Origin of the sequence: Hymenobacter canadensis, from assembly GCF_027359925.1 — a bacterium.
GTDB lineage: Bacteria > Bacteroidota > Bacteroidia > Cytophagales > Hymenobacteraceae > Hymenobacter > Hymenobacter canadensis.
This window is the reverse complement of the sequence record NZ_CP114767.1, coordinates 4,167,323-4,192,040: the sequence shown is the minus strand read 5'-3', so window position 1 is coordinate 4,192,040 and position 24,718 is coordinate 4,167,323. Positions and strand designations below refer to the sequence as shown.

Annotated in this window: 15 protein-coding genes, 2 tRNA genes and 3 rRNA genes; 5 read left to right on the top strand and 15 right to left on the bottom strand. The window is 59.6% G+C overall.

What is annotated here, in order from left to right; all coding sequences use genetic code 11:
• Positions 1-4: 4 nt before the first annotated feature.
• The 6 genes from O3303_RS17855 to O3303_RS17830 form a co-directional block, all read right to left on the bottom strand.
• Complete coding sequence (locus O3303_RS17855; RefSeq protein WP_269559726.1) at positions 5-433, bottom strand: cytochrome c maturation protein CcmE domain-containing protein; 429 nt, start codon at positions 431-433, stop codon at positions 5-7.
• Positions 434-549: 116 nt separating this feature from the next.
• Positions 550-789 carry a CcmD family protein gene (locus tag O3303_RS17850; protein WP_269559725.1) on the bottom strand — a complete coding sequence of 80 codons (240 nt, stop codon included), beginning with the start codon at positions 787-789 and terminating at the stop codon, positions 550-552.
• A complete protein-coding gene (locus O3303_RS17845; protein WP_269559724.1) occupies positions 770-1,441 on the bottom strand; it encodes a cytochrome c biogenesis protein in 672 nt (223 codons plus the stop codon). The genes O3303_RS17850 and O3303_RS17845 overlap by 20 nt, the downstream gene beginning before the upstream one ends.
• A 159-nt stretch (positions 1,442-1,600) precedes the next feature.
• Entirely contained in the window at positions 1,601-2,242 is a 642-nt protein-coding gene (locus tag O3303_RS17840) for a heme exporter protein CcmB (protein WP_187314549.1), read from the bottom strand.
• Positions 2,243-2,440: 198 nt separating this feature from the next.
• Positions 2,441-5,725, bottom strand: a complete 3,285-nt coding sequence (locus tag O3303_RS17835; protein WP_269559723.1) for a TolB-like translocation protein — start codon at positions 5,723-5,725, stop codon at positions 2,441-2,443.
• A 63-nt stretch (positions 5,726-5,788) separates the two neighbouring features.
• Positions 5,789-6,886, bottom strand: coding sequence for an NAD(P)/FAD-dependent oxidoreductase (locus O3303_RS17830; protein ID WP_269559722.1), 1,098 nt, complete (start codon positions 6,884-6,886; stop codon positions 5,789-5,791).
• A gap of 133 nt (positions 6,887-7,019) precedes the next feature.
• Here O3303_RS17830 and O3303_RS17825 point away from each other — a divergent pair, with 133 nt between their 5' ends.
• The 5 genes from O3303_RS17825 to O3303_RS17805 all read left to right on the top strand — a co-directional run bounded on the left by O3303_RS17825 (position 7,020) and on the right by O3303_RS17805 (position 15,106).
• Positions 7,020-7,655: an MBL fold metallo-hydrolase gene (locus O3303_RS17825; protein WP_269559721.1), complete on the top strand. Its 636-nt coding sequence runs from the start codon at positions 7,020-7,022 to the stop codon at positions 7,653-7,655.
• 10 nt (positions 7,656-7,665) lie between these two features.
• Positions 7,666-8,427, top strand: coding sequence for a CDP-alcohol phosphatidyltransferase family protein (locus O3303_RS17820; RefSeq protein WP_269559720.1), 762 nt, complete (start codon positions 7,666-7,668; stop codon positions 8,425-8,427).
• 140 nt (positions 8,428-8,567) lie between these two features.
• Positions 8,568-12,557: a type IX secretion system sortase PorU gene (gene porU, locus O3303_RS17815; RefSeq protein WP_269559719.1), complete on the top strand. Its 3,990-nt coding sequence runs from the start codon at positions 8,568-8,570 to the stop codon at positions 12,555-12,557.
• Positions 12,558-12,606: 49 nt separating this feature from the next.
• Positions 12,607-13,809 carry a type IX secretion system outer membrane channel protein PorV gene (porV, locus tag O3303_RS17810; RefSeq protein ID WP_269559718.1) on the top strand — a complete coding sequence of 401 codons (1,203 nt, stop codon included), beginning with the start codon at positions 12,607-12,609 and terminating at the stop codon, positions 13,807-13,809.
• A gap of 16 nt (positions 13,810-13,825) precedes the next feature.
• Entirely contained in the window at positions 13,826-15,106 is a 1,281-nt protein-coding gene (locus O3303_RS17805; RefSeq protein WP_269559717.1) for a M16 family metallopeptidase, read from the top strand.
• Between the two features lie 311 nt (positions 15,107-15,417).
• Here the strand turns inward: O3303_RS17805 and rrf are convergent.
• From rrf to O3303_RS17760, 9 genes are all read right to left on the bottom strand, one after another.
• Positions 15,418-15,529, bottom strand: a 5S ribosomal RNA gene (gene rrf, locus O3303_RS17800).
• Between the two features lie 92 nt (positions 15,530-15,621).
• Positions 15,622-18,531, bottom strand: a 23S ribosomal RNA gene (locus O3303_RS17795).
• 200 nt (positions 18,532-18,731) lie between these two features.
• Positions 18,732-18,805 (bottom strand) — tRNA-Ala (locus tag O3303_RS17790).
• Positions 18,806-18,843: 38 nt separating this feature from the next.
• A tRNA-Ile gene (locus O3303_RS17785) sits at positions 18,844-18,917 on the bottom strand.
• Positions 18,918-19,033: 116 nt separating this feature from the next.
• A 16S ribosomal RNA gene (locus tag O3303_RS17780) occupies positions 19,034-20,546 on the bottom strand.
• Together the 16S, 23S and 5S rRNA genes with 2 tRNA genes alongside form the textbook arrangement of a ribosomal RNA operon.
• Positions 20,547-20,683: 137 nt before the next feature.
• Positions 20,684-21,001 (bottom strand): hypothetical protein, encoded by a 318-nt coding sequence (locus tag O3303_RS17775; RefSeq protein WP_269559716.1) that lies wholly within the window; start codon positions 20,999-21,001, stop codon positions 20,684-20,686.
• A gap of 320 nt (positions 21,002-21,321) precedes the next feature.
• Entirely contained in the window at positions 21,322-22,659 is a 1,338-nt protein-coding gene (locus O3303_RS17770; RefSeq protein ID WP_269559715.1) for a serine hydrolase, read from the bottom strand.
• Between the two features lie 256 nt (positions 22,660-22,915).
• On the bottom strand, positions 22,916-24,127 hold the full coding sequence (locus O3303_RS17765) for a hypothetical protein (RefSeq protein ID WP_269559714.1): 1,212 nt from the start codon (positions 24,125-24,127) through the stop codon (positions 22,916-22,918).
• A 97-nt stretch (positions 24,128-24,224) separates the two neighbouring features.
• Positions 24,225-24,686: a GNAT family N-acetyltransferase gene (locus tag O3303_RS17760; protein WP_269559713.1), complete on the bottom strand. Its 462-nt coding sequence runs from the start codon at positions 24,684-24,686 to the stop codon at positions 24,225-24,227.
• Positions 24,687-24,718: the final 32 nt, after the last annotated feature.

The following is a 24,718-nucleotide window of genomic DNA, read 5'->3' as shown; positions in this document are numbered from 1 at the left end:
CTATCTAGTTCACCGCCGCTGTGGCGCCCTTGATATCCTTCTCCACATACTTGGAAGGGCACTTGAGCAGAATCTTGTCGGCCACAAAGATGTCCTTGCGCATGGCCCCCGTAATCACCACCTGCTCCGATTTGTCGAAGTCCTGGGGCTTGGGGTTGAAGTAGATGACGCGCTGGGCAATCCGGTTAGTATCAACCAGCGTGAAGGCGAAATAGTTGGGGTCGAGGACGGGGTTGTACTCCAGGCCCAGGATGTTTTTCTGGCCGTCGCGCGGCAGGCGGCCTACCACGTGCACCTTGGTCAGGTTGCCTTCCGAGGCCCGCTCGCGGGCTTCCCTGAAGGACACGTACACGCTGGCGTCGCCGGCGGCGCTCATGATGATGCCAATAGCCACGGCAATGACGGCAATGACAAGGATGTGTGCTTTTTTCATGGGTTGCAACAGATGGCCTTAGTGGCCGGGGCAGTCAGAACAACAAAAGGGGCCGGAAAAGTCCGATGAATACCAGAAGCCGGCAATGATTTATGTCAGGGGGACCTGAGGGGCCGCTAGTCTTTCAACTCGCGCTCTAAGCGGCTTACTTTCCGGTCCAGGGATACCAGCAGGGCCAGCAAACCGGCCAGCACCACCGTTATGACGGCCACTACCACGTAAATCTTGCCGTCGGCGCGGAAAGTGTCGGCCATTTCGGGCGAGTCGGCGGTTTGGGCTGCGGCGTGCAACACGGGCAGCAGTAGGGCCAGGAGCAGCAGAAAGCCTGAGCGGAGGCTACGCAAGCTGTTTTTCATATACCTTGAGTTTGAGCAGAGAAATGCGGCTGGCTACCTGCGCCAGCCAGAAGGCCAGCAGCGTCCAGCCGATAACGGCCGGGTAGAACACGGCGCGCATGGCGTTGTCGAGGTCGTATTTGGCGAAGGCCGGGTTGCCGCCCGCGCCGGGGTGTAGAGAGTCGGTGAGGCGCGGCAGAATGTAGAACAACGGCATGGCCGTGGCAAAGGCGAAGATGTTGTAGATGGCCGAAATGCGGGCCCGCTGCTGCTCATCGGTGAATGAGGAGCGCAGCACCAGATAAGCGCCGTAGATGAGCATGGCAATGGCCGCGCCGTTGAGTTTGGGGTCGTTGGTCCACCAGGTGCCCCAGGTGTAGCGCGCCCAGATGCTGCCCGTCGCCAGTCCTACGCAGCCCATCAGAATGCCAATGCGGGCCGACTCGTGCGAGCGGATATCCAGCTCCGGTGTGGGCGTGCGCAGGTAGCGGATGGAGTAGTACACCGAGGCCACCAGGATGAAGGTCATCCCGAACCACATGGGCACATGGAAGTAGAGGTTGCGGATGGTTTCGTTGAGAATGGCCAGCCGCGGCACCGGCACCAGCAGCCCCGCCACCGCTGTGTAGAGCAGCAGCAACACCGTCAGACCTTTCCACCAGTTGTTTTTCATGCGTTGTTCAGGGCTTTGTTGTTAGTGCGTGGTGCTTGAATTGGAATTGCGTGAAGCACTAGGTAAACAGGTGAAGTGACAGGCAGTTTTTAACAGTATGATGTTGCTTGACTTGTACTCACTGCTTAAGCACGAGGCATTAAGCACTATGCTCTAAAATCAGGAGCGCCACAGAAACGGGAAAAGCACATACGACACGGCTACCACTATCATGTTGAGCGCCACCAGCGTGAGCAGCGAGCTTTGGCTGGCTTCGAATTCCAGACCGTCGAGGGCATTCTTGGACACTTTGATCAGCAGAAGCAACATCGGAATCATGAGCGGGAAGCCCAGCACGGCCATCAGCGTGTTGCTGTTGGAGGCCTTGGCCGCAATGCCCGAAACCAGCGTGAGCGTGGAGGCAAACCCCAGCGCGCCCAGCGCCACATTGCCCACAAACAGCGGCACGTTCTGCACGGGGTTGCCCAGAATCAGCAGGTACAGGCCCAGCCCCGCCAGCCCCAAACCCAGCAGCAGCAAGGCGTTGTAAGCTATTTTGGCCAGAATCACGGCCTGCGGGCGAACCAGCGTGTAGTAGTAGAGCATACGGCCCCGGCTTTCCTGCAGAAAGCCCTTCGCCACGGCATTCACGGCCGAAAACAGCAGGATGATCCAGAACAGGGCATTCCAGGCCGGCGCGGGCGGAATGCCGCCCCGTACCGAAAAGCTCAGGTAACAGACGAATACCGTGCTGCCCACGTAGAGCAGCATGCCGTTGAGGGCCGCGCGCTGCCGCCATTCCAGGCGGAAGTCTTTGATCATCAATGTTGAAATCTCACGAAGGAGCAACACGGCAACAGGTCTGGTGAACAGGACCGCAAAGATACAACCCAACTCCCGGATTCGCAGGGGTATACTCCGGGTATGTACCACGAAGCGGCGCTTCATTCCGTCAGAACATTCCCAAATGGGCAGTTCCGACGAAACGAAGCGCCGCTTCGTGGTGAGGATAAAGTGCTGCTAGAAGTCGTAGCCGAGGGTGAGGTAGAGCTTGGGGCCTTTCTGCACGTAGTCTTCCTGCCCCCAGGCCAGATCGGCCTTGCCGTAGAAGCCTAACAGCGTCGTCCGGACGCCAAAGCCGTAGCCAATTAGCATCGGATTGCGGAAGTTGATGACGGTGGCCGTGAAGGCGTTGCCGCTGCCGCCTACCACCTGGGTGTTAAACGAATTGTTCTCGTTGAAGGGGTTGTTGCCGGAATAAGCCGTACCGGCGTCGCCGAAGGCCGTCAGCTGCAGGTTGCGGAAAAATCCGGAATAGATAGGCTTGCTGGACAGATACTGCACAATCGGCACCCGCAGCTCGGAGTTGAACAGCACGTAGCGCGGGCCTACCCGCTTGCTGTAGTTGAAGCCCCGCAGGTTGGTCACGAACTGCTGGTAGAAGATATCCGACGGCTCGGCCGTGGAGTAGGTGGAGGGCAGCAACTGCTGGTCCTGGTAGTCATAGTTCAGCCAGTTGTCCATGCCACCGAGGCGGAACTGCTGCTTGTTCTGTCCGAAAAACTGCCCGTAGCTGGCCCGGTTGGCCCAGATGATCTGGCGGTGAATTTTCTGGTAATGGCGCAGGTCCACGTAGATTTTGCCGAAGTCCTGGTTGTTGCCGTCGAAGCTATTGAGCTTCAGCACCCCGATTTTCATGCGGGTGCCTTCCAGCATGTTCACGCCCGTCGACACGGCGTTGTCGAACACCAGCTCGCCGTTTATGCCCAGGTAGTTGCGGTTGATGTCGTTGGCCCCCGACAGCTCGTCGAAGCGGCTGCTGGAGATGTTCACGAAGCGCGGGCCGCCGCGCACGCTCAGGTTGTGGGTGAGCGGGTAGGCAATGGTAGGCGCTATTTCGTGGCGTCCGAAGCGCACCCGGCCCAGGGCCTGAATATCGAAGAAGTAGGCCTGCTTGTCGTAGCGGATGCTCCAGTCGTAGCGGTGCTTGAGGTTGGTGTACTCGGCGAAGATGTTGCTGGTCCGCAGGTCGGTGAGGGCGAAGATGCCGGCCCGGATGCGGTGGTTTTCAAACAGATCCGACATGTTCACCTGCCCGATCAGACCCAGTCCCAGCAGCGGATCAGAGTACAGCGACGACACCACGTTGTCAATGTTGAAGCGCGTATCGTAGCGGAACGGGCCGCTGGCGGCCTGCGGGGTAGCGGCCAGCGGAGCCTGGGCCACTGGCGCGGCTACGGTTGGGGCCGTGCGTGTCCGGCGGGTGGCGGTGCCGGTGCGGCTGGCGGGCAGGTCCTCATCAAACTGATAGTCGCTGGTGTTGATGGGCGCATTAGCGTTGCGGGTCGGGCTGGCGGCCTGCTCCGGCTGGGTTTCCGGAGCAGCCGGGATTGGCGCCGAAACCGGCGCCGGCGCGGCGGCTTTCACCGAGGCCGGCTTCGAGCGGTCTTCCAGCGTTTCCTGGCGGGCCGTTTTGTAGAGCACCACGTTGTCGGGCAGCGAGTAGCTCGGGTACAGATACACGAAGTCGCGGGCGCGGTCGGTGGTCACGAAGCCCAGCGTAGTGGTGGCCGGGTTGTAGTCGAAGCCCTTGATATTTGTGCGGAACGTGCTGACCGGCGTGCGCTGCCGGGTGCGCAGCGAATACCGGTACACGCTCCGGATGCCGCTTTCCTCGCCCAGGTACAGAATCTCGTCGTCGGAAACGGCCCGGGGCAGGCGCTCATTGGAAATGGTGCTCACCAGCAGCTCCACCGGCTGGGCGCGGCCATCGAGGTGGTACAGAAACAGGTCGTAGTTATTAACGACGCCCCCGAAGCTGCCCCGCGCCGTGCCGGCCGAGTCCAGCCAGCGGTTGGAGCTGAACGCAATGGCGCTGCCGCCGGGCAGGAATACCGGCTCCACGTCGTCGAATACGTCGTTGGTGAGCTTTTCGGGGCGGCGGCTGCCGGCACGCAACACGTACAGGTCACCCTGCCCATTCGAGACGCCCGTAAACACCAGCGACTTGCCATCAGGCGAGTAGCTCAAGCCCAGCACCTGCTGAAACGGCTCGAAAATAGACGAGCCCTTGTCGCCGACGAAGGGCAGCGCCTCCTTCAGGCGCGCCACCAGCCCGGAGGCCCCGCCATCGGCCGGGCGCAGGTGCAGGCTCATGAGGCCTTTCTCCACTTCCGCCACGGCTACCTGGCCGTTGCCACGCCAGGCCAGCACCGGCAGGCGGGTTTCCACCTGCTGGCCGGGGGTTTTGTAGCCGCCGCGGTGTACCGTGTGCCGGCCCGAGCCGTCGCGGTTGGCCACCAGCACCTGGTAGCGGCCCCGCTCGTTGCTCACGTAGGCCAGTTGCTGCCCGTTGGGGCTCAGCACCGGCTCCGAATACTGAATATTCTTGCGGTTGCTGCCGGTGAGGGCGCGGGCCTCGTCCAAGTCGATGAAAGCCGTCTGGGGCTGGGCATTAAGCTGGCGGTAGTAGGCCAGCCAGTCTTTCAGAAACAGCTTGTAGGGCACATTCAGCGAGGAGCTGATGCCCACTTCCACGTCGCGGGTGATGCGCGTGAGGTTGAGGATGTTCTGGATGCTGGCGTAGCCGTAGCGCTCGGCAATGTAGTTCCAGATGCTCTGGCCGGCCAGCTGCGGGTTGCGCAGGAAAAACGGCGCCGTGCGGTTGCCCTCATACTGGCGGGTCATGTCGCGCATGTAGTCGTCCATTTCCACGCTCCAGCCCTCGGAGGCGTAGGCCGAGGCCCCGCCCACAAACCAGTCGGGCAGCTGCAGCAGGTAGGTGCTCTGGATGACTTCCTTCAGTGAGCCGCCGTACATCATGTCGTTGAGCAGCACGCGGGTCACCTGGTAGCTCAGGTCACGCTTGAACTGGGTTTGCTGGCCCTGGAAGGCCAGCTGCACCTTGCTCATGCGCGTGATGTCGGTTTCGCCGCCGGTCTGATACTTGTCCTGGTCGAGGCCGATGTTGCTCTGGCGCAGGTCGCTCACCGAGTTGTAGAGCATCACCGTGGTTTTCGAGTACGGATAGTACCCCACCAGCCCCGTGATGCGCTGCAGCTCCTGCTCGGCATATTCGGCGGCGCGGCGCGCACTCACGTCGCCGCCACCGTAGTAGTAGATATTGAAGTTCTGGGTGCTGAGCAGCTGCCAGTCGAAGTCCTTGTACTGAATCCGCACCCGCCCGAAGGCCTCCTGCGAGGTCTGGGCCTGGGTAGCGCCGGCCGCCGCCAGCACCAGCACCCCACTTACCACCGCCAGCTGTCGGGCCGACTTCAGCCACCGAAAAAAGGATACGTGCTTCATATAGTAGTCGATTCGGTAAGTAAGCCACCGGCGCGCTCCGGGCACCAGCCACTCTGAGGGTTCTTAGGAAGAAAAACCCGCAGCCGACTGGGCCGCGGTATACAACGCCTGGTAGCGCCGGATATTGACCTCGGGCCACAACTCAGCCTCCGGGTGTTCCAGATAATCGGCCAGCAGGATGGCGAGCCGCGGAGCCAGCAGCACGCCCTTCGAGCCGAAGCCATTGAAGATACTCACTTCCGGCGTTTCCGGATGCCGCCCCAGCAGCGGTTTCCGGTCGCGCACGGCCGGCCGCACGCCGGCCCGCTGCTCTACCACCCCAAAGGGCAGACTGACGGCGGCGGCCAAGCGCTGGCTAAGCTCCTGCGTCGCCTCGGGCGTGATGCCTTCGGCGAAGGGCGGCCAGCGGTACGTAGCGCCCACCCGGAACTGCCCGTTGCCGAGCGGCACCACGTAAGCGCCTTTGTTGATTACCTGCGCCTCCGAAAGGCCCGGGCAATCAACATCCAATACCTCGCCCTGGTTGGGCGTGAGCGGCAGCCAGCTGAAAAAAGGATTCTGCAGCGCGGCGGCACCTTCGCAGCAAATAAAATGCCGCGCCTGTATCCGCCCGGCGTAGCTTACGCCCGCCGGGCCGGTAACGAGCTGCTGCCAGTCAAAAGTTTCGTGCTGCAGGGTTCCGTTGGCCAGACTTTCGGCGGTGAGGGCCGCCAGCAATTCGCGCAGCCGCAGGTAGCCGCCGCGCTGGATGCGCAGCCCCCCAAATTCGTCGCGGATGCCTGGCACCGGCGGCAATGGCGCACCGGCATCTTCCACGAAATCCTGCCACGGATGGTCGGCGCTGCGGGCCAGCATGGTGTTCTGCTCCGCCACCGACGAAAACAGCTTCCAGACCGGCAGCTGCACGAAAAACTGCTCGCCGAAATGGGCGGCCATGTCGCCGTAGAGCTGCTCGGCGGCCGTAATCATTTCGTCGGCGCGCCAGGCCAGGGCAAAGCGCTTGCCGGCCACCGGGTTGATGAGGCCGGCCGCCACGTTGGAGGCCGAGTTGGGGTTGGGCGCATCGAGCACCAGCACGCGGTGGCCGCGGCGGCGCAGCTCCCAGGCCAGCGTGGCGCCCGCAATGCCGTGGCCCAATATCAGGTAATCGTAGTCGGTCATGATGAGCAAGGTAGCAGAAGCGCGCCGTACTCGGCCGCCAACGCGTAGCGCGGGGGCGGCGGCGCCGTTCTTAATAGTGTAAGACTCGTAACTTACCACGCAGTTCCAACGCGCGTACCTTTTTCCTTTTTGCATGACCGTTTCAGGGTTTACCTTCAACGCCTTTTCCGAGAATACCTACCTGCTTCATGATGCCACCGGCCAGTGCGTGGTGGTAGACCCCGGCTGCTACGACCGGGCCGAGCAGGCTGCCTTGCAGGCGTTCATCACCGACCACCAGCTGCAGGTGGTGCTGCTGCTGAACACCCACTGCCACATCGACCACGTATTCGGCAACCAGTTTGTGCTGGACACTTATAAGGTGCCGTTTCTGATTCATGAGGCCGACCTGGCCACGCTGCGGGCCGTGCCGGCCTACGCGCCCAGCTACGGCTTCCCGCACTACTCGCCCGCCGAGCCCACCGGCTTCCTGGCACCCGGCACGCCCGTCCGCTTCGGCGACACCGAGCTGGAGGTGCGCTTTGCGCCCGGCCACGCCCCCGGCCACGTGGTGTTCTACCACGCCCCTACCAAGGTGGTCATCGGCGGCGACGTGCTGTTTCAGCAGAGCATCGGCCGCACCGACCTGCCCGGCGGCGACCACGCCACCCTGATTGAGAGCATCCGCACCCAGCTGCTCACCCTCCCCGACGATGTAACGGTATATCCCGGTCACGGCCCCGCTACCACTATTGGCGCCGAGCGCCGTTCCAATCCGTTTTTGCGCTAGGCTTCCCTTCATGGCTATTAAAAAGCATCTTCCTAACGCCCTGACGTGCCTGAACCTGTTGTGCGGCTGCGTGGCGTTGACCTTTATCCTGGGTATGAATTCGGCCCAGATTGAGGGCGGCGGCCCTTGGTATATGTTCTCGGCGGACACCTGGCGGCCACTGGTGCTGGCGGCTTACCTGATCGGCATTGCGGCCGTAGCCGACTTCCTCGACGGGTTGGTGGCGCGGGCGCTGCACGTGTCGTCGCCGATTGGCAAAGACCTGGATTCGCTGGCCGACATGGTGTCTTTTGGGGTAGTGCCGGGCGCCATCCTGTTTAAGCTGCTCCAGCAAGTGCTGCCGATGCACGGCCTGCCCATCAGCCTCGCCTACCTGGCTTTCACCATCAGCATCTTTTCGGCGCTGCGGCTGGCTAAGTTCAACAACGACACCCGCCAGTCCGACTCCTTCATCGGGCTGCCCACGCCGGCCTGCACGCTGGTGGTGGCCTCCTTGCCGCTCATCCTCACCTACGACTCGTTCGGCGTTTCGGCCCTGATTCTGAATCCGTGGGTACTGCTGGGCCTCACGCTGCTGCTGTCGGGCCTGCTGGTGGCCGAAATTCCGCTGTTCGCCCTCAAGTTCAAAAACCTCACCTGGCAGGACAATTCGCTGCGTTTCGTGTTCTTATTGCTGTCGGTGGGGCTGCTGGCGGGGCTGCAATCCGCGGCGGTTCCGCTTATCGTATTGCTCTACGTGCTGCTGTCGGTGGTGCGGCCGGCCACCCGCTGATTTTTGTGCTGCTACATCACAATATTTGCATACCCAGAGAGTTAATCCATTTCAGGTACGCCGCAGTGAACCGGTGCCTGATCTGGCTTGTTGCAGGGCCACAGATTGCCACGCGTTAACGCTCTATTGACCAAAACTCTATGCGCTACTTTACTTTCCTGGTAGTTTGCGGCTATTTGCTGCTGGGGCTGGCCCTGCCGGGGCTGGCTCAGGACGGACGCCGCTCGGTTTCGCGCCAGCTCACCTGGCAGGGTGCCGCCGAGGTAGTAGGTCCTGATGGGAAGCTGCAGCGCATCCCGTCGTTTGCGGGCATGCAGCCCCGCCGCGGTATGCTGCAGGCTTACACCGTCGTGTCGGTGCCCGGCACCGTGGCTGAGGGCCAGGTTCAGAAAGCCGTGTACGAGCCGTTTTCCGCCACTGACGCCGCGCTACTCAAGAATTTCAAGGACGCCGGCCCCACGCCCACACCGTTCACCGGTACCGAGCAGGGCCAGCCCGTCACGCTGGTGCTGCTGCCCACCATCCGGCGCAGCGCCCAGTCAGGCCAGCCCGAGAAACTGGTATCGTTTGAGTACAGCTACACGCTGGCGCCGCCGGTCGTGCGCCGCGGGCAGGCCATCAGCTACGCGCCCAACTCGGTGCTGCGCGCCGGCACCTGGCACAAAATAGGCGTCGACCGGAGCGGCATCTTCAAGCTAGACCGCACCGCGCTGGCCGCTATGGGCTTCGACGTGCAAACCCTCGACCCCAGCCGCCTGCAGATCTACGGCAACGCCACCGGCCTGCTGCCCCAGGCCATCAGCACTCGCCGCCCCGACGACCTAGTGGAAAACGCCGTGTACTTCTCCGGCGACGCCAACGCCACCCTCGACGCCAACGAGTACTTCCTGTTCTATGCCCGCGGCCCGCACGTGTGGGAGCCCGACCCCACGGCCGGCACCCAGCGCTTCCGCCACATTCAGAACATCTATTCTGATACTGCCTACTACTTCTTGACGGTGGCCCCGGCCCCGCGCACGGGCCGCCGCGTGACGGCCGCCCCCGCCGCTGGCGCGGCCAACGCCCCGGCCGTCACGCAATATGCGGCCCGCTGGTTTTGGGAGCGGGAACTGGTGAACCTGGCCAAATCGGGCCGGGTGTGGCTGGGCGAAGGCTTCACCGCCTCCAGCAACGCCACCCAGAACTTCGACACCGACCTGACCGACCTAGTAGCCGGCGCGCCGGTGCAGGTGACGGCCTCGCTGGCCGGCCGCTCTACCAGCAGTCAGGCGTTCCGTATTGCGGTTAATTCCTCAACGCTTGTGCAGAGCATTCCGGCTGTCGGCCGCATCGAATATCCCGAATATGCCGCTACCAGCGTGCAGACCCAAACTGTCGTTCCTACCCTTACCAGCGCACCCCTACGGCTCGGCCTCACCTTTTCCAGCTCCGACGCTGCGGCCGATGGCTACCTTGATTATCTGGAAGTGAATGCCCGGCGGCCATTGCGGCTGGCTGGCTCGCTACTGGAATTCCGCTCCTTTGAGAATGTACGCGCCGGCAGTGTTACGCCCTTCACGCTGGCCGGCAGCAGCGGCACCACCCAGGTCTGGGACGTAACTAATCCGCGCCGGCCCCGCGCCTATGCCCCCAACGGCGCGGGCACGTTTGTGGCGCCTACCGATTCGCTGCGCGAGTTTGTCGCCTTTGACCCCGCTGGCTCGTTCCCTACGCCCCGCAGCTTCGGCCGCATCAGCAACCAGGATCTGCACGGCACCCTCAACCCCGCCCGCGACCTGGATATGGTGATTGTAACCTACCCAGCCTTCCGGGCGCAGGCACAGGAGCTGGCCGACTGGCGCCGCACCAACGATGGCCTCAAAGTAGCCGTCGTGACCACCACGCAGGTGTACAACGAGTTTGGTGGCGGCAGCCAGGACGTGTCGGCTATCCGCGACATGATGAAGATGGTGTACGACCAGCGCGACTCGCCGCGCCGCAACCAGTACCTGCTGCTCTTCGGCGACGCTTCCTACGACTACAAATCCAAACCTTCCAACCTCACCAACACTGCCAACCTGCCCGACTGGTGGACCAAGCGCGTGCCCGGCAGCGGTGACCGGATTGCGCAGAACTACGTGCCGACCTACGAGTCGCGCGAGTCGTTTGCCCAGATTTTCGGAAGAGAAAATGGCTTTGGAGCGCAGACCTTCTGCTCAGATGACTATTTTGGTATTCTCGATGATAATGAGGGTGAATGGTTAGAATTTGGAGGTGCCGATGGCATTATGGACGTGGCTGTGGGCAGGCTTCCTGTTCGCACCCCATTAGGCGAGCCGTCTTCTACCATCCAAGCGGCTGCAATGGTGAAGAAACTCAAGGATTACGACCTGCGGCCTTCTCTGGGCAAGTGGCGCAACCGCCTCACTTTTATTGCTGACGACCAGGATAACAGCGCTTATCCGCGTGACTATGCTGAGCCACTTATCAGCCAGGTAAGTAACAAACATCCCGAATTTAACTTCCGCAAGGTCTACCTCGATATGTACCCGCAGATCAACGCCAACGGCGAACGGTCGCCGGAGGCCGAGCGGGCCGTGGATGAATCGTTTGAGCAGGGCTCCCTAATTATCAATTATACCGGCCACGGCGGCCCCGATGCCCTCACCGACGAGAAAATCCTGACTCGCGAGTCGGTATTACGCCTGCGCAACCTGAGCCGCCAGACGTTCATGGTCACCGGCACCTGCGACTTCAGCTACTACGACAACCCCGAGAAAACCTCCGCCGGGGAGTTGACCCTGACCGACGTGGAAGGTGGGGCCATGGGTTTGTTTACCACTACCCGCCTCGTCTATGCCTCCAGCACACTGATTACGCCTCTGTTAGACTCTATTCTATCGGTGCGCAGCGGCCAGGCCACCCGCATCGGCGACGCGGCCCGCTACTCCAAGGCCATTGGCTCTACAGATCCATTGAACCGCAACTATGTGCTGCTCGGCGACCCCAGCACCCGGCTGGCCCGCCCCGATGTGGCCATGACGCTGGATTCCATCAACGGCGTAGTGCTCACGCCCTCGTATAACCAGCCGCTCACGGCCCTGTCGAAGGTGCGGCTATCGGGCTCGGTGCGCAATACGGCCGCCGTCTCGTCCTCCATCAACCCCAACTTCTCTGGCACCGCCCAAATTACGGTGTACGAAAAGCCCAGCACCATCACCACGCTGGCCACTTCGCCGCTGGACGTACCGCTGCCCATTCAGGTGCAGGAAAACATCATCTACGACGGTCAGGCCACCATCACCAACGGCCGCTTCACGGTGCAGTTCGTCGTGCCCCGCGACATCAACTACAGCCTGGGCCTGGGGAAAGTGAGTCTGTATGCATCCAACCGCTCGGGCGCCATCGTAGATGCTCACGGCTACCGGTCGGTACCGGTAGGCGGCGCCTCCACCACCGCCAACGCCGACACCATTCCGCCCCGCATCCGCCTGTTCATGGATAATGAGAAGTTCGTGTTCGGTGGCCTCACCAGCAACACCACCACGCTCATTGCCCGCCTCTTCGACGAAAGCGGCATCAACACCACCGGCTCCGGTATCGGCCACGAAATCACGGCTACCCTCGATAACGACCCCGCCAAGCTCACCATCCTCAACTCGTTCTACGTGGCCAGCGTCGACAGCTTCCAGTCGGGCCGGGTAGAATACTTGTTCAAGGATCTGGCCACTGGCCCGCACGTGCTGCACCTAAAAGCCTGGGACACCTACAATAACTCCGCCATCCGCGACGTAGAGTTCATTGCCGCCTCCACCGACAAGCTGGCCCTGAAACACGTGCTCAACTACCCTAACCCGTTCTCCACCACCACCACCTTCCACTTCGACCACAACCGCGCCGAGGATGTGCTCGACGTGCAGGTGCAGATTTTCACCGTCTCGGGCCGCCTCGTCCGGACGCTGCAAACCACGGTGGGCAGCGGTGCGTCGCACGTGCCGGCCAACTTCTCCGACCCTTCGCTGTCGTGGAACGGTCGCGACGAGTTCAACGACCAGCTGGCCCGCGGCGTGTACGTGTACCGCGTCAGCGTCCGGTCGCAAAAAGACCAGGCCACGGCCACCAAGTTCGAAAAACTGGTCATTCTGAATTAACCCTTTGGCATTTTCGCCTACCTTTCTGCGTTCCTCATTCTTCTCCTGTATGACCCCATTGAAGCCGTCCGTGCGTTTTGCGCTGCTTTCCGGATTTATCGGCCTGCCGTTGATTGGCGCGGCCCAAACCGAACCGAATACGCTCACCACGGCTGTTCCGATTCTGACAATCAGCCCCGACTCCCGCGCGGCGGCTCTGGGGGAAGCGGGCGTCGCGACGTCGCCTGATGCCAACTCCGGCTACCACAATGCCGGCAAGTTGGGCTTCATCACCACCAAGTACAGCTTCTCCCCGTCGTACTCGCCTTGGTTGCGCAACGTCACCGACGACATGGGCCTAGCCTATCTGTCGGGTACCGCCAAAATCGGCGCCCGCTCGGCCATCTCGGCTTCGTTGATGTATTTCGACCTCGGCACCATCTCCTTTCGCGACGACTTCAATGCTTCGCTAGGCGACTACAATCCCAAGGAATACGCCTTCAGCGTAGCCTACGGCCAGAAGCTGACTGACAACTTCGGCGTGGGCGTAGCCGCGCGCTTCATTCGCTCCAACCTGACCGGCGGGGGCGGCGATTCACGGCCCGGTAATGCTGCCGCCGTCGATCTGGGCGCCTATTACAATAAGGACCTGTCTATCGGCGCCGCCGATTACAACCTGGGTCTGGGTGGTACCATCACCAACATCGGTAACAAAATCACCTATACCAGCACCTCTCAGGCCGACTTCCTGCCTACCCGCTTGAAGCTCGGTTTCGCCCTCACCCGCGAGCTGGACGCCTACAACAAAATCACGCTCACTGCCGACGGCGCCAAGCTGCTCACGCCCACTCCGTATTATGAGGAAGGCGCTTCGCCGTCCGACGCCGCTTATGTGGCCCGGCGGAATGCCGAGAATACTGACCGCCGTAACAAAGGCATTGTAGCCGCTGCATTGGGTTCCTTCAGTGACGCTCCCGGCGGATTCAGCGAAGAGCTGCGCGAAATCAACCTCTCAACCGGCGCCGAATACACGTACAACGATCTGCTGATGGCCCGCGTAGGTTACTTCTATGAGCCCCGCGTGAAAGGCGACCGGCAGTACCTGAGCTTCGGCCTGGGCGTGCGCTACCAGGTATTTGGTGTGGACGGCGCTTATCTGGTGCCCAACTCCCGCGCCAACCCTTTGTCGCAAACGATCCGCATTTCGCTCAACTTCAATTTCAACGAGCTGGAACAAGCCTTTGGCGATGGTTCCGGCTCTACGGTCAACTAACCCTTTTCTATTGCTGATGCTCGACCGACAAGTCGCTCCTCCCGTTCAGCCGCTGGCCAGCGTAACGCTGCCCGCGGCTGACGTGTTTTCGCTCCCTAACGGAGCGCGCCTGCACGTAATGCGCAACGATGCCCAGCCTGTAGTGCGCCTGCAGGTGGTGGTGCCCGCTGGCAAGTGGTACGAATCCGCGCCCGGCGTCTCGTTGCTCACGGCCCGCATGCTACTCGAAGGCACCCACACCCGCACTGCCCGCCAGATAGCCGACGAAGTAGCCTTCTACGGCGCCTCGCTGGAGTGCGAGCAAAGCTTCGACCGCGCCACCCTCACGCTGTATTGCCTCACCCGCCATCTGCCCCGCCTACTCCCGCTGGTGCAGGATGTCCTCACCAACCCAACCTTTCCCACAACCGAACTGGAGCTGCTCAAGAACCGCACCATCCAGAACGTGCGGGTAGAGCGCCAAAAGACCAGCTACCTCGCCGCTGAGCGGTTTTCCCACAACCTCTACGGCGCCACCCACCCTTACGGCAGCACGTTCAACGAGCAGCTTTTTGCTGCCGTTCCTCAGGAGGCTTTGCAGGCGTTCCACCGTCACAACTATGCGCTGGGGAAGGCCGAGGTATTTTTGTGCGGTGATGTGGCTTCTGCCGATGAAACGCTGGTATCTGAGCTTCTCGGTACTGCGCAGAACGCTACTGTTCCATCGTCTGCCCAAGCGTCATTGTCTCTGGCCAGCCACCCCGCCCAGGATTATGTCACCGTCACTGAAAGCATCCAGTCGTCGCTCCGTATCGGCCGCCAGTGGCCCGCTCTCACCCACCCTGACACCCACAAGTTGCAGTTGCTGGTGAAAGTATTGGGTGGTTATTTCGGCTCGCGCCTGATGAAGAATATCCGCGAAGACAAAGGCTTTACTTACGGAATCTATTCCAGCATCGGCCCCCGCGAGCACGCTACCTCCTTCGTCATTGGCACCGATGTCAACGCCGATAGCGCCGATGCCGCCATCCGGGAAATCCATCACGAGCTCCGGATACTCCAGAACGAACGTATCCCGGCCGAGGAACTTCAGACGGTCAAGAACTACATGACTGGCAAGTTTGCCAACGAGCTCAGCACGGTATTCGAGCAGTGCGACAAGTACAAGAACATCGTGTTCCTGAATCTTCCTGCTAACTATTACACCAACTTTATTGAGCAGGTAAACCAGCTCACCGCTGACGAACTGCTTACCCTAGCACAACAGTACCTCTCTCCTGCTGACATGATAGAGGTAGTAGCAGGCCCTAAAAAGTAGCTGTTGTTGTCATAAGATACAAAAAGAGCACCCTGCCATAACACGTCGTGGCAGGGTGCTCTTTTTGTGTGTGGTAACGACAGCGAATCAGCAAAATACAGCTACTCAACTACTACAAGATTGTGAAGATCAACGCACCTACGCAATCATAGTGGCACACAGAGTATGATAGAGGGTAGCAGGTCAGCATACTCATTCTATTCCTACAGCAACAGCTCTATCCTACAGTCACGCCCGTGCATAAACGCAAAACGCCCCCGCACGATGAAGTGCGGGGGCGCTGGGGTGACCCGTGCGGGTCAAAACAGTAAGGTTGGCGGCGACCGACTCTCCCACCGATGAAGGCAGTACCATAGGCGCTCCGGGGCTTAACGACTCTGTTCGGAATGGGAAGAGGTGAACACCCGGGCTAAAGCCACCATTACTGGTGCGGCAGCTCTGTGTTCGAGGCGAGCTGCCAACAAAACCGTTGACGTAAGGACAAAAGAGAAAAACATCGAAGTTTCGAGCATTGTCAAGCAAAGCGTTCGAGTCCTTAGTACGGCTCGGCTGTGGCATTTCGGCCTCTACACCTACCGCCTATCTACGTCGTGGTCTACGACGACTCTTCCTATATAGGATATCTCATCTTCAGGTGAGTTTCGCACTTAGATGCTTTCAGCGCTTATCTCATCCCAGCGTCGCTACCCGGCGCTGCAACTGGCGTCACAACCGGTGCACGAGCGGCTGGTCCAACTCGGTCCTCTCGTACTAAAGTCAGGTCCTGTCAAATATCCAACGCCCACCACAGATAGGGACCGAACTGTCTCACGACGTTCTGAACCCAGCTCGCGTGCCACTTTAATCGGCGAACAGCCGAACCCTTGGGACCTTCTCCAGCCCCAGGACGTGACGAGCCGACATCGAGGTGCCAAACCTCCCCGTCGATATGAGCTCTTGGGGGAGATCAGCCTGTTATCCCCGGCGTACCTTTTATCCTTTGAGCGATGGCCCTTCCATGCGGAACCACCGGATCACTATATCCGTCTTTCGACCCTGCTCGGCTTGTAGGCCTCACAGTCAAGCCCGCTTCTGCTATTGCGCTCTACATCCGGTTACCAAGCGGATTGAGCGGACCTTTGAAAGCCTCCGATACTCTTTTGGAGGCGACCACCCCAGTCAAACTACCCAGCAGACACTGTCTCCGTTGCCAGATTAGGCACCAAGCAACACAAGGGTGGTATTTCAACGGCGACTCCCCAAAACCTAGCGGCCCTGGTTCAACGTCTCCCACCTATGCTACACATGTGTTACCCAGCGTCAATGTCAACCTATAGTAAAGGTGCACGGGGTCTTTCCGTCCCGTGGCGGGTACTCGGCATCTTCACCGAGACTACAATTTCACCGAGCTCATGGCTGAGACAGCGCCCAGATCGTTACACCATTCGTGCAGGTCGGAACTTACCCGACAAGGAATTTCGCTACCTTAGGACCGTTATAGTTACGGCCGCCGTTTACCGGGGCTTCGATTCAAACCTTCGCCTTGCGACTAAGTTCCCCTCTTAACCTTCCGGCACCGGGCAGGTGTCAGACCTTATACTTCCGCTTGCGCGTTCGCAAAGTCATGTGTTTTTGTTAAACAGTCGCCTGGGCCTTTTCACTGCGGCTTCTCCATCGCTGGAGGAAGCGACCCTTCTCCCGAAGTTACAGGTCCATTTTGCCGAGTTCCTTGGCCATGATTCACTCGAGCGCCTCAGGATTCTCTCCTTGACTACCTGTGTCGGTTTGCGGTACGGGCTAGAATTCAGTAAACGCTTAGCAGGTTTTCTTGGCAGTCTGATTAGGTACACTATCTCCGTGGCCGAGGCCGTAGAGTACTATCAGGTTTCAGCAAACAGGGCGTACTTAACTACCCCGCCTATACCTACACCCTTTAACGAGCACTTCCGTCCGCTCGCGGTACTTTCACTTCTGCGTCACTGCATCACTCCAAATCCTAGGTGCGGGAATATCAACCCGCTGTCCATCGACGTAGCCTCTCGGCGTAGCCTTAGGTCCCGACTAACCCTGCTCCGATTAGCGTTGAGCAGGAAACCTTAGTCTATCGGCGAGGGGGTTTCTCACCCCCTTTATCGTTACTCATGCCTACATTTGCTTTTCCAGCCGCTCCAGCATACCTGACGATACACCTTCTCCGCTGCTGGAATGCTCCCCTACCACTTGACAGTCTTTCATGTCAAATCCATTGCTTCGGTACCGGACTTGATGCCCGCGTATTATCGATGCCCTCTCGCTCGACCAGTGAGCTGTTACGCACTCTTTAAAGGAATGGCTGCTTCCAAGCCAACCTCCTGGCTGTCAAAGCAAGTGGACCTCCTTTGTTCAACTTAGTCCGAATTTAGGGACCTTAGCAGATGGTCTGGGTTCTTTCCCTCTCGGCCTGGGACCTTAGCACCCCAAGCCTCACTGCCGGCTATATTACGTGGCATTCGGAGTTCGTCAGGATTCGGTAGGCTATGACACCCCCTAGTCCTATCGGTAGCTCTACCTCCACGTAACTCAACGCCGACGCTGTACCTAAATACATTTCGGGGAGTACGAGCTATTTCTCAGTTTGATTGGCCTTTCACCCCTACCCTCAGGTCATCCAAATCCTTTTCAACGGAAACTGGTTCGGTCCTCCAGTTGGTGTTACCCAACCTTCAACCTGCCCAAGGGTAGATCACAAAGTTTCGCGTCTACCCCCTCTGACTCTGCGCCCTATTCAGACTCGCTTTCGCTGCGGCTCCATGCTTCTAAGCATTTAACCTTGCCAGAGAGGAGTAACTCGTAGGCTCATTATGCAAAAGGCACGCTATCAGGGCACGAAGCCCCCCTAACTGCTTGTAAGCACACGGTTTCAGGTTCTTTTCACTCCGGTATTCCCGGTTCTTTTCACCTTTCCCTCACGGTACTAGTTCACTATCGGTCTCTCAGGAGTATGTAGCCTTGGCGGATGGTACCGCCGGATTCAGACGGGATTTCTCTGGTCCCGCCTTACTCAGGATTCCTCTACCGTGCATTACCAGTTCGCCTACGGGATTCTCACCCTCTACGATCGACTTTCCCACGTCGTTCAGCTAAAGTAACACAATCAGATGTTGAGGTCCTACAACCCCGGACTGGCCGTAACCAACCCGGTTTGGGCTCCTCCCCGTTCGCTCGCCACTACTTGGGGAATCATTGTTATTTTCTTTTCCTCCAGGTACTTAGATGTTTCAGTTCCCTGGGTTTGCCCCATTCTACAAACGTAGATGGTCACCACGCTTCACGTGGTGGGGTTGCCCCATTCGGACATCTGCGGATCACCTCGTATGTGCCAATCCCCGCAGCTTTTCGCAGCTTATCGCGTCCTTCATCGCCTCTGAGAGCCTAGGCATCCCCCGTGTGCCCTTACTTACTTCTCTTGTGCTCCATCCGAAGACGGAGCGGGCTCGGGTGATTATCCACTAGGGGTAATCACTTTCTTTTCTTTGTTTTTCTCTCTTGTTATCCTTACGTCAAAGAACGTTTTCTCCTCCTATTGAGGGGAAAAGTAAGAGTAGTATCCTGCGACGCTACTCCTATATGTGTGTGCACTACTTTAGGTGTCCGATTGACACCGAAGTGGAGAATAACGGAGTCGAACCGTTGACCCCCTGCGTGCAAGGCAGGTGCTCTAGCCAGCTGAGCTAATCCCCCGGATTGTTGTCCTGGCAGCGTTCCCACCAGTTGAACAGTGGGCCTGCCTGGACTCGAACCAGGGACCTCTACATTATCAGTGTAGCGCTCTAACCACCTGAGCTACAAGCCCTGTTCGTAAGACTCGCGTCCTACTAAAATCAGTGAATGAAGGAAATGACCAATCGGTAAGTGTAATAAGAGTGCCGGTCGTGGCTTCGGCAAGTCAACCGAGTCGGATAGCTCCAGAAAGGAGGTGATCCAGCCGCACCTTCCGGTACGGCTACCTTGTTACGACTTAGCCCCAGTTACCTGTTCTACCCTAACTGGCTTCGTTGCGGAGCACCAGCTTCAGGTCTACCAGACTTCCATGGCTTGACGGGCGGTGTGTACAAGGCCCGGGAACGTATTCACCGCGTCATTGCTGATACGCGATTACTAGTGATTCCAGCTTCACGAAGTCGAGTTGCAGACTTCGATCCGAACTGAGAACGGCTTTGCGAGATTGGCATCACATCACTGTGTAGCGACCCTCTGTACCGTCCATTGTAGCACGTGTGTAGCCCTAGGCGTAAGGGCCATGATGACCTGACGTCGTCCCCGCCTTCCTCACTGCTTGCGCAGGCAGTCTGTCTAGAGTCCCCGGCATTATCCGCTGGCAACTAAACATAGGGGTTGCGCTCGTTGCGGGACTTAACCCAACACCTCACGGCACGAGCTGACGACGGCCATGCAGCACCTTGCTTTGTGTCCCGAAGGAAAGGTCCATCTCTGAACCGGTCACGCGCATTCTAGCCTAGGTAAGGTTCCTCGCGTATCATCGAATTAAACCACATGCTCCACCACTTGTGCGGGCCCCCGTCAATTCCTTTGAGTTTCACTCTTGCGAGCGTACTCCCCAGGTGGGATACTTACCGCTTTCGCTAAGCCAGTGACTGTCTATCGCCACCAGCGAGTATCCATCGTTTACGGCGTGGACTACCAGGGTATCTAATCCTGTTCGCTCCCCACGCTTTCGTGCCTCAGTGTCAGTACCAGCCTAGTCAGCTGCCTACGCAATCGGGGTTCTGGAAGATATCTATGCATTTCACCGCTACATCTTCCATTCCGCCAACCTCGTCTGGACTCAAGCCCGCCAGTATCCAGGGCAGTTCCACAGTTGAGCTGTGGGCTTTCACCCCGGACTTAACGGGCCACCTACGCACCCTTTAAACCCAATAAATCCGGACAACGCTTGCACCCTCCGTATTACCGCGGCTGCTGGCACGGAGTTAGCCGGTGCTTATTCCTCAGGTACCGTCAGTTTAGGACGCATCCTCTTTTTCTTCCCTGAGAAAAGCAGTTTACAACCCAGAAGGCCTTCATCCTGCACGCGGCATGGCTGGGTCAGGCTCTCGCCCATTGCCCAATATTCCCTACTGCTGCCTCCCGTAGGAGTCTGGCCCGTATCTCAGTGCCAGTGTGGGGGATCACCCTCTCAGGTCCCCTAGACATCGTCGCCATGGTGGGCCGTTACCCCGCCATCTAGCTAATGTCACGCAACCCCATCCTTGACCAATAAATCTTTACCAATTACACGATGCCGTGCTGTTGGTTTATGCGGTATTAATCCGCCTTTCGGCGGGCTATCCCCCAGTCAAGGGCAGGTTGGTTACGCGTTACGCACCCGTGCGCCACTAGTATATTGCTATACCCGTTCGACTTGCATGTATTAGGCCTGCCGCTAGCGTTCATCCTGAGCCAGGATCAAACTCTCCATTGTAAGAAATTCTCTACACCCATGCGAACATGGGCTGATGTCAAGTGCTGATCCGACCCGGTAGTGTTGACTTGTCTTGTTCACCCAAGTCACGCTTCGTTCTTCGCCCCTACCGCTCTTGCGAGTGGCAGCGGCGAAGCTTACCAATTTGTCATTTCCATCCATTCAAAGAACGTGTGTTGCACCCGATCGGTGAAACCCAGTGACTCATAGAAGAGTCGGTAAGCGGTGTTCATTGTCCCCTTCCGGTCGAAGCGGGCTGCAAAGGTAAGCAGCTTTTTGTAATCGGCAAGAAAAATTTTTGGTGTTTTTCGCTGGCCTTTCTTTCCGGCTGTCCCCTTCCGTGTGAAGCGGGCTGCAAAGGTAAGAAGCGAAGCAGGAAAACCAAGAGGAAACCGAAGTTTCTTTTTTGTGCTTTTCTGCGGTGGGTGCCGGCTTCCGGTTGAAGCGGGCTGCAAAGGTACGTGGATAATTTCTTCGTTTGCAAGCCTGAAAGCAAACTTTTTTCAGGGCCTGGCGCCCGGAGGCGCTGAAGGGGGCTGCAAAGGTAGCTGAACTTTTCCGCGATTTGCAACCCGCGTCCACTTTCTTTTTTTAGCTGCCGAGGCGGCCGGTCCTGCTCCGCGTTTCGGATTGGGAGTGCAAAAGTACGCGGCGGGTTTTTGTGGTGCAAGCGGGAGCGGGAAGATTTCTCCTGGCCGACCCGCTGCGCCGGGGCACGCACGCTGAAAGGCAACCGGTTAGCGCTGTTTAATAGTTCAGCCAGCGTCAAAAAAAATCACCTGACTGTTTCCATTTCAAATAAAACAGACAAATCGGGGGTAAACTGACGGGGGCGTTGGGTTTCGAACTGCCATAGACGTTGGCCTAGCTTTTCCAGAAAAGGCAGGCCTATGGTCGTGTATTCGTAGGCGCCGTCGTTGATAATGCCGTCGTGATTGACGTAGACGACGGCACTGAGCATAAACTCGGTTTTGGTGGCGGCATCGGCGAAGTAGGCCACATCGGCCAAATAGCCGTGCGACATGCCGACTACATTATAGATATGCAGCGAGGGGTTCGTTTGTGCCTGTGGGCGGCGGCCGTAGTAGAGGTACTTCTTGTAGGCATCGAAATACTGAGTGCCGGCATACGGCTTGTAGGCTGAACTGTGCGGGGTACGGTGCAGATAATAGCGCAGGAAGGCGTAATCGTCGGGAGTTAGCTGGAACTGCTGGGCGGCGGGGGTGGCTTGCGGAAACAGAATGGCCTTGAGCATGTCGGTGACGTGCTGCAGGGGAAGGTAGTTGGCGGTGGTGAAGTCGTAGGGCTGGGTGATGATGCGGCCGCCGGCCTGATGGGCGCGGCCTTTGGTGATACGGCCCAGCGGATAACTGAACGGCTCAGGGTTGACAGCTGCAGGCTGCTGGTAGAGTGGCTGGCCGGCGGTAGTGAAAAAGCTGATGGGGTTGGTGTGGCGGTTGGCCTCCGGGTCGCAGGGGGCGAAACGGCGCACGATGCGGGTATCGGTGTAGCCTAATTGCGCCAGACGTTCGTTGAGGGGGCGCTGGCCGAGAAACTCGTAGAGCCGATTGTAGGCGTTGTTGTCACTGACGAGCAGCATCCGTTTGATGTAGTTGCCGACGGTGTTGAGTTGGTCGGAGTCGGCGGCGGGGTTGTAGGGGGCGGCGGTCTGGCAGCGGAAGGCGGTGCCGGTAACCATGGGGCTGCGCCGGGTGAGGCCGGGCCGGGCCAGCTGGTTGATCTTTTCGAGCGCCAGCACGGCGGTGGGCAGCTTCACGAGGCTGGCCGGGTTAAAATATTGGCGGGCGTCAAGCTGGAAGTTGTGCTGGACGAAATGCGGCTGGTTGTGCTCGTCACGGCTGATCTGAGTGTAGATGATCTGCAGCTCGTATTCGCGGGGGTTGTCGGCGATGCGGGCCAGCTGGGGGTCGGTGTGCAGCAGGCTGTCGAGTAGCGAGCTGTTGGCGGCAGGCCGCGCCGTTGAGGAGGCACCGGGCGGAGTAGGCGCCGGGGGGACTGATGCGGCATTTTGCCCGATAGCCAAAGATGGTAGCGCCAGCCAGCCCAGCAGCATCCACAACCCAAGCTGACGTATTATATAAGAGTGGCTCATTTAGAAGTGGCTCATTTTCGCATACTAGGTAATCAGCGGAAGACGGGGCATCTGGATCGGACAGGCTGCCTCTCCTATTATATATAGAGTAGCGCGGCCGTATTTACGGGCTTGCACGTCTCCCCTACCCCGGATGAGCAATTGGCTTCCCAACCATCTGTTTGCTGTGGCCGTCATCGGATAAACGAACAAGCCACGGCAATGGCCATGGCTCGTTCAGATTGGCTGCTTGGTAGCGGCTTATGGGTCGCCGTAGTTACAACGCTGCTTTACGGCGGGCCAGCAGCAGGTTGGAATCGTTTTGGCGCCAGTTGTAGCCGGTGCCGAAAGGCAGGGGCCGCGGCCGGTTGGTGGTATCAGTGTAGACGCGGGTCAGCTCGGGCTGATAGTGCTTGGCAAACAGGTTGATGGGGCGCTTGTAGGTGCCGTAGTAGGTGAAGCGCCAGTCGGTGGCAGGAATGTACTTCATGGCAATGCCGGAGTCGTCCTGCAGCAGGTAGTTGCTGCGGGCTAGAATCAGGTTGCGGATTTTGCTGAAGTAAGGCTTGTGCATGAGGTAGGTGGCCGATTTCACGTACGTGGTCAGCGGCCCCAGGCTGGCCACATATTGCACCACGGCTTCCTTGTTGGTGCCCATTTTCCAGTCGCTGATGTCGGCGGAGAAATACTGCACCTTCTGCTCTTTGCCGGCCGGGCTGAGCATGATCAGCTCGACACCGGGGATGACCTTGGGGCCGGGCTTACGAATGACGGTGCTGTCGGCGGCAGTCAACTGGCCCTCGGTGGAGAGCTGAACGTAGCGCACCTCCTGAATCTGGTGGCCGGTACGAGCCGCAAAAAGCATCATCAGAGGCAGGGCCCCATCCAGCTCTACCGATTTGAGGTCGACGGCCATGTCGTTGGTGCGGAAGAAGCTGAAGTTCAGCACCGACCACAACGACGCCTTGAGGGCCGGAAACAGCCGGGGGTTGCTGAGCGTGGCGCGACGCGGTACGGAGCCCACCGGCTCCAGCCCCACCAGCACGTAGGTGCTGCTACCCGGAAACATCGTCACGACGTTGAGCAGGTCGGGGCCGCTGAAGGGGTAGAACACGATGGGGCTGGCCGTTCGCACTGAGTCCAGCTCGGTGGCGGCCCACTGCTCGATTTTGGTGGTGCGGGTGGCGTGGTAGCTGGTCCAGCTCTTATCCGCATCGGTGGCGAAGGCCTGCCAGGCGGGCTGGGCGGCGAGTGGCTGCAGGTCACTGGATTTGCTTACCGACTGGCCGGCGAGGTAGGCCGCCACGTCGTGCACGTAGGCGGTATCGGGGCGCGCGGGGGCAGCGGGTGAGGCGGCGGCTACGATGGTGTCAAGGCGCGGCGGGGGCGCGGGGGCGGCGGTTTCGGCGGGGGCTTTCTTCTGCTCGGAGCAGGCGGCTAAGAACAGCAGCGCGGCAGGCAGCAGGAACCGGGGGGCGGGAATTGGCATGAAACGGAGTGGGGAGTGAGGAGAGCGGCAAGATACAGAGCCGGCTTGTCTCAGCGCGAGTGCCCGGGCGCAACGCAGCAATGCTGACGTACCGGCGCTAATTGGCCGTTTCGACGCCGTAGGGATTGTGCTGGCGAATCTCCAGAAACCGGTCGGGGGCGGCCAGCGGGGCGAAACCGAATTGCTCGTACAGCCCGTGGGCGTCGAGGGTGGCCAGCAGCCGGCGGCGCAGGCCCTGCAGCTGCGGGTGCGCCCACACCACCTGCATCAGCCACTTCGACAGCCCCTGGCTGCGGTGCGCCGGCAGCACGAATACGTCACAGAGCCAGGCAAACGTGGCGTAATCCGTAACGATGCGGGCAAAACCGGCCAGTTGGCCCTCGGGTGTGTAGAGCCCAAACGGCAGCGAGTTGGCAATGGCCCGCTCCACGGTATCCAGCGGAATGCCTTTAGCCCAGTAGGAATCGTGGGCCAGGTAGCGGTGGATGGCGGCCACGTCGAGGCGGGCGGGGTCGGTGCTGATGGTGAAGCCGTCGGGGCGGGACTCGGTGAGCAACATGGCGAGGCGGGGAAAGGAAGCGGATAGCCAGC

Coding starts and splice junctions, on each gene's coding strand:
- porV (WP_269559718.1), top strand. CDS start 12,607: ATGACCCCATTGAAGCCGTCCGTGCGTTTTGCGCTGCTTTCCGGATTT.
- O3303_RS17835 (WP_269559723.1), bottom strand. CDS start 5,725: ATGAAGCACGTATCCTTTTTTCGGTGGCTGAAGTCGGCCCGACAGCTG.
- O3303_RS17770 (WP_269559715.1), bottom strand. CDS start 22,659: ATGAGCCACTCTTATATAATACGTCAGCTTGGGTTGTGGATGCTGCTG.
- O3303_RS17845 (WP_269559724.1), bottom strand. CDS start 1,441: ATGAAAAACAACTGGTGGAAAGGTCTGACGGTGTTGCTGCTGCTCTAC.
- O3303_RS17825 (WP_269559721.1), top strand. CDS start 7,020: ATGACCGTTTCAGGGTTTACCTTCAACGCCTTTTCCGAGAATACCTAC.
- O3303_RS17840 (WP_187314549.1), bottom strand. CDS start 2,242: ATGATCAAAGACTTCCGCCTGGAATGGCGGCAGCGCGCGGCCCTCAAC.
- O3303_RS17805 (WP_269559717.1), top strand. CDS start 13,826: ATGCTCGACCGACAAGTCGCTCCTCCCGTTCAGCCGCTGGCCAGCGTA.
- O3303_RS17820 (WP_269559720.1), top strand. CDS start 7,666: ATGGCTATTAAAAAGCATCTTCCTAACGCCCTGACGTGCCTGAACCTG.
- porU (WP_269559719.1), top strand. CDS start 8,568: ATGCGCTACTTTACTTTCCTGGTAGTTTGCGGCTATTTGCTGCTGGGG.
- O3303_RS17760 (WP_269559713.1), bottom strand. CDS start 24,686: ATGTTGCTCACCGAGTCCCGCCCCGACGGCTTCACCATCAGCACCGAC.
- O3303_RS17830 (WP_269559722.1), bottom strand. CDS start 6,886: ATGACCGACTACGATTACCTGATATTGGGCCACGGCATTGCGGGCGCC.
- O3303_RS17765 (WP_269559714.1), bottom strand. CDS start 24,127: ATGCCAATTCCCGCCCCCCGGTTCCTGCTGCCTGCCGCGCTGCTGTTC.
- O3303_RS17850 (WP_269559725.1), bottom strand. CDS start 789: ATGAAAAACAGCTTGCGTAGCCTCCGCTCAGGCTTTCTGCTGCTCCTG.
- O3303_RS17855 (WP_269559726.1), bottom strand. CDS start 433: ATGAAAAAAGCACACATCCTTGTCATTGCCGTCATTGCCGTGGCTATT.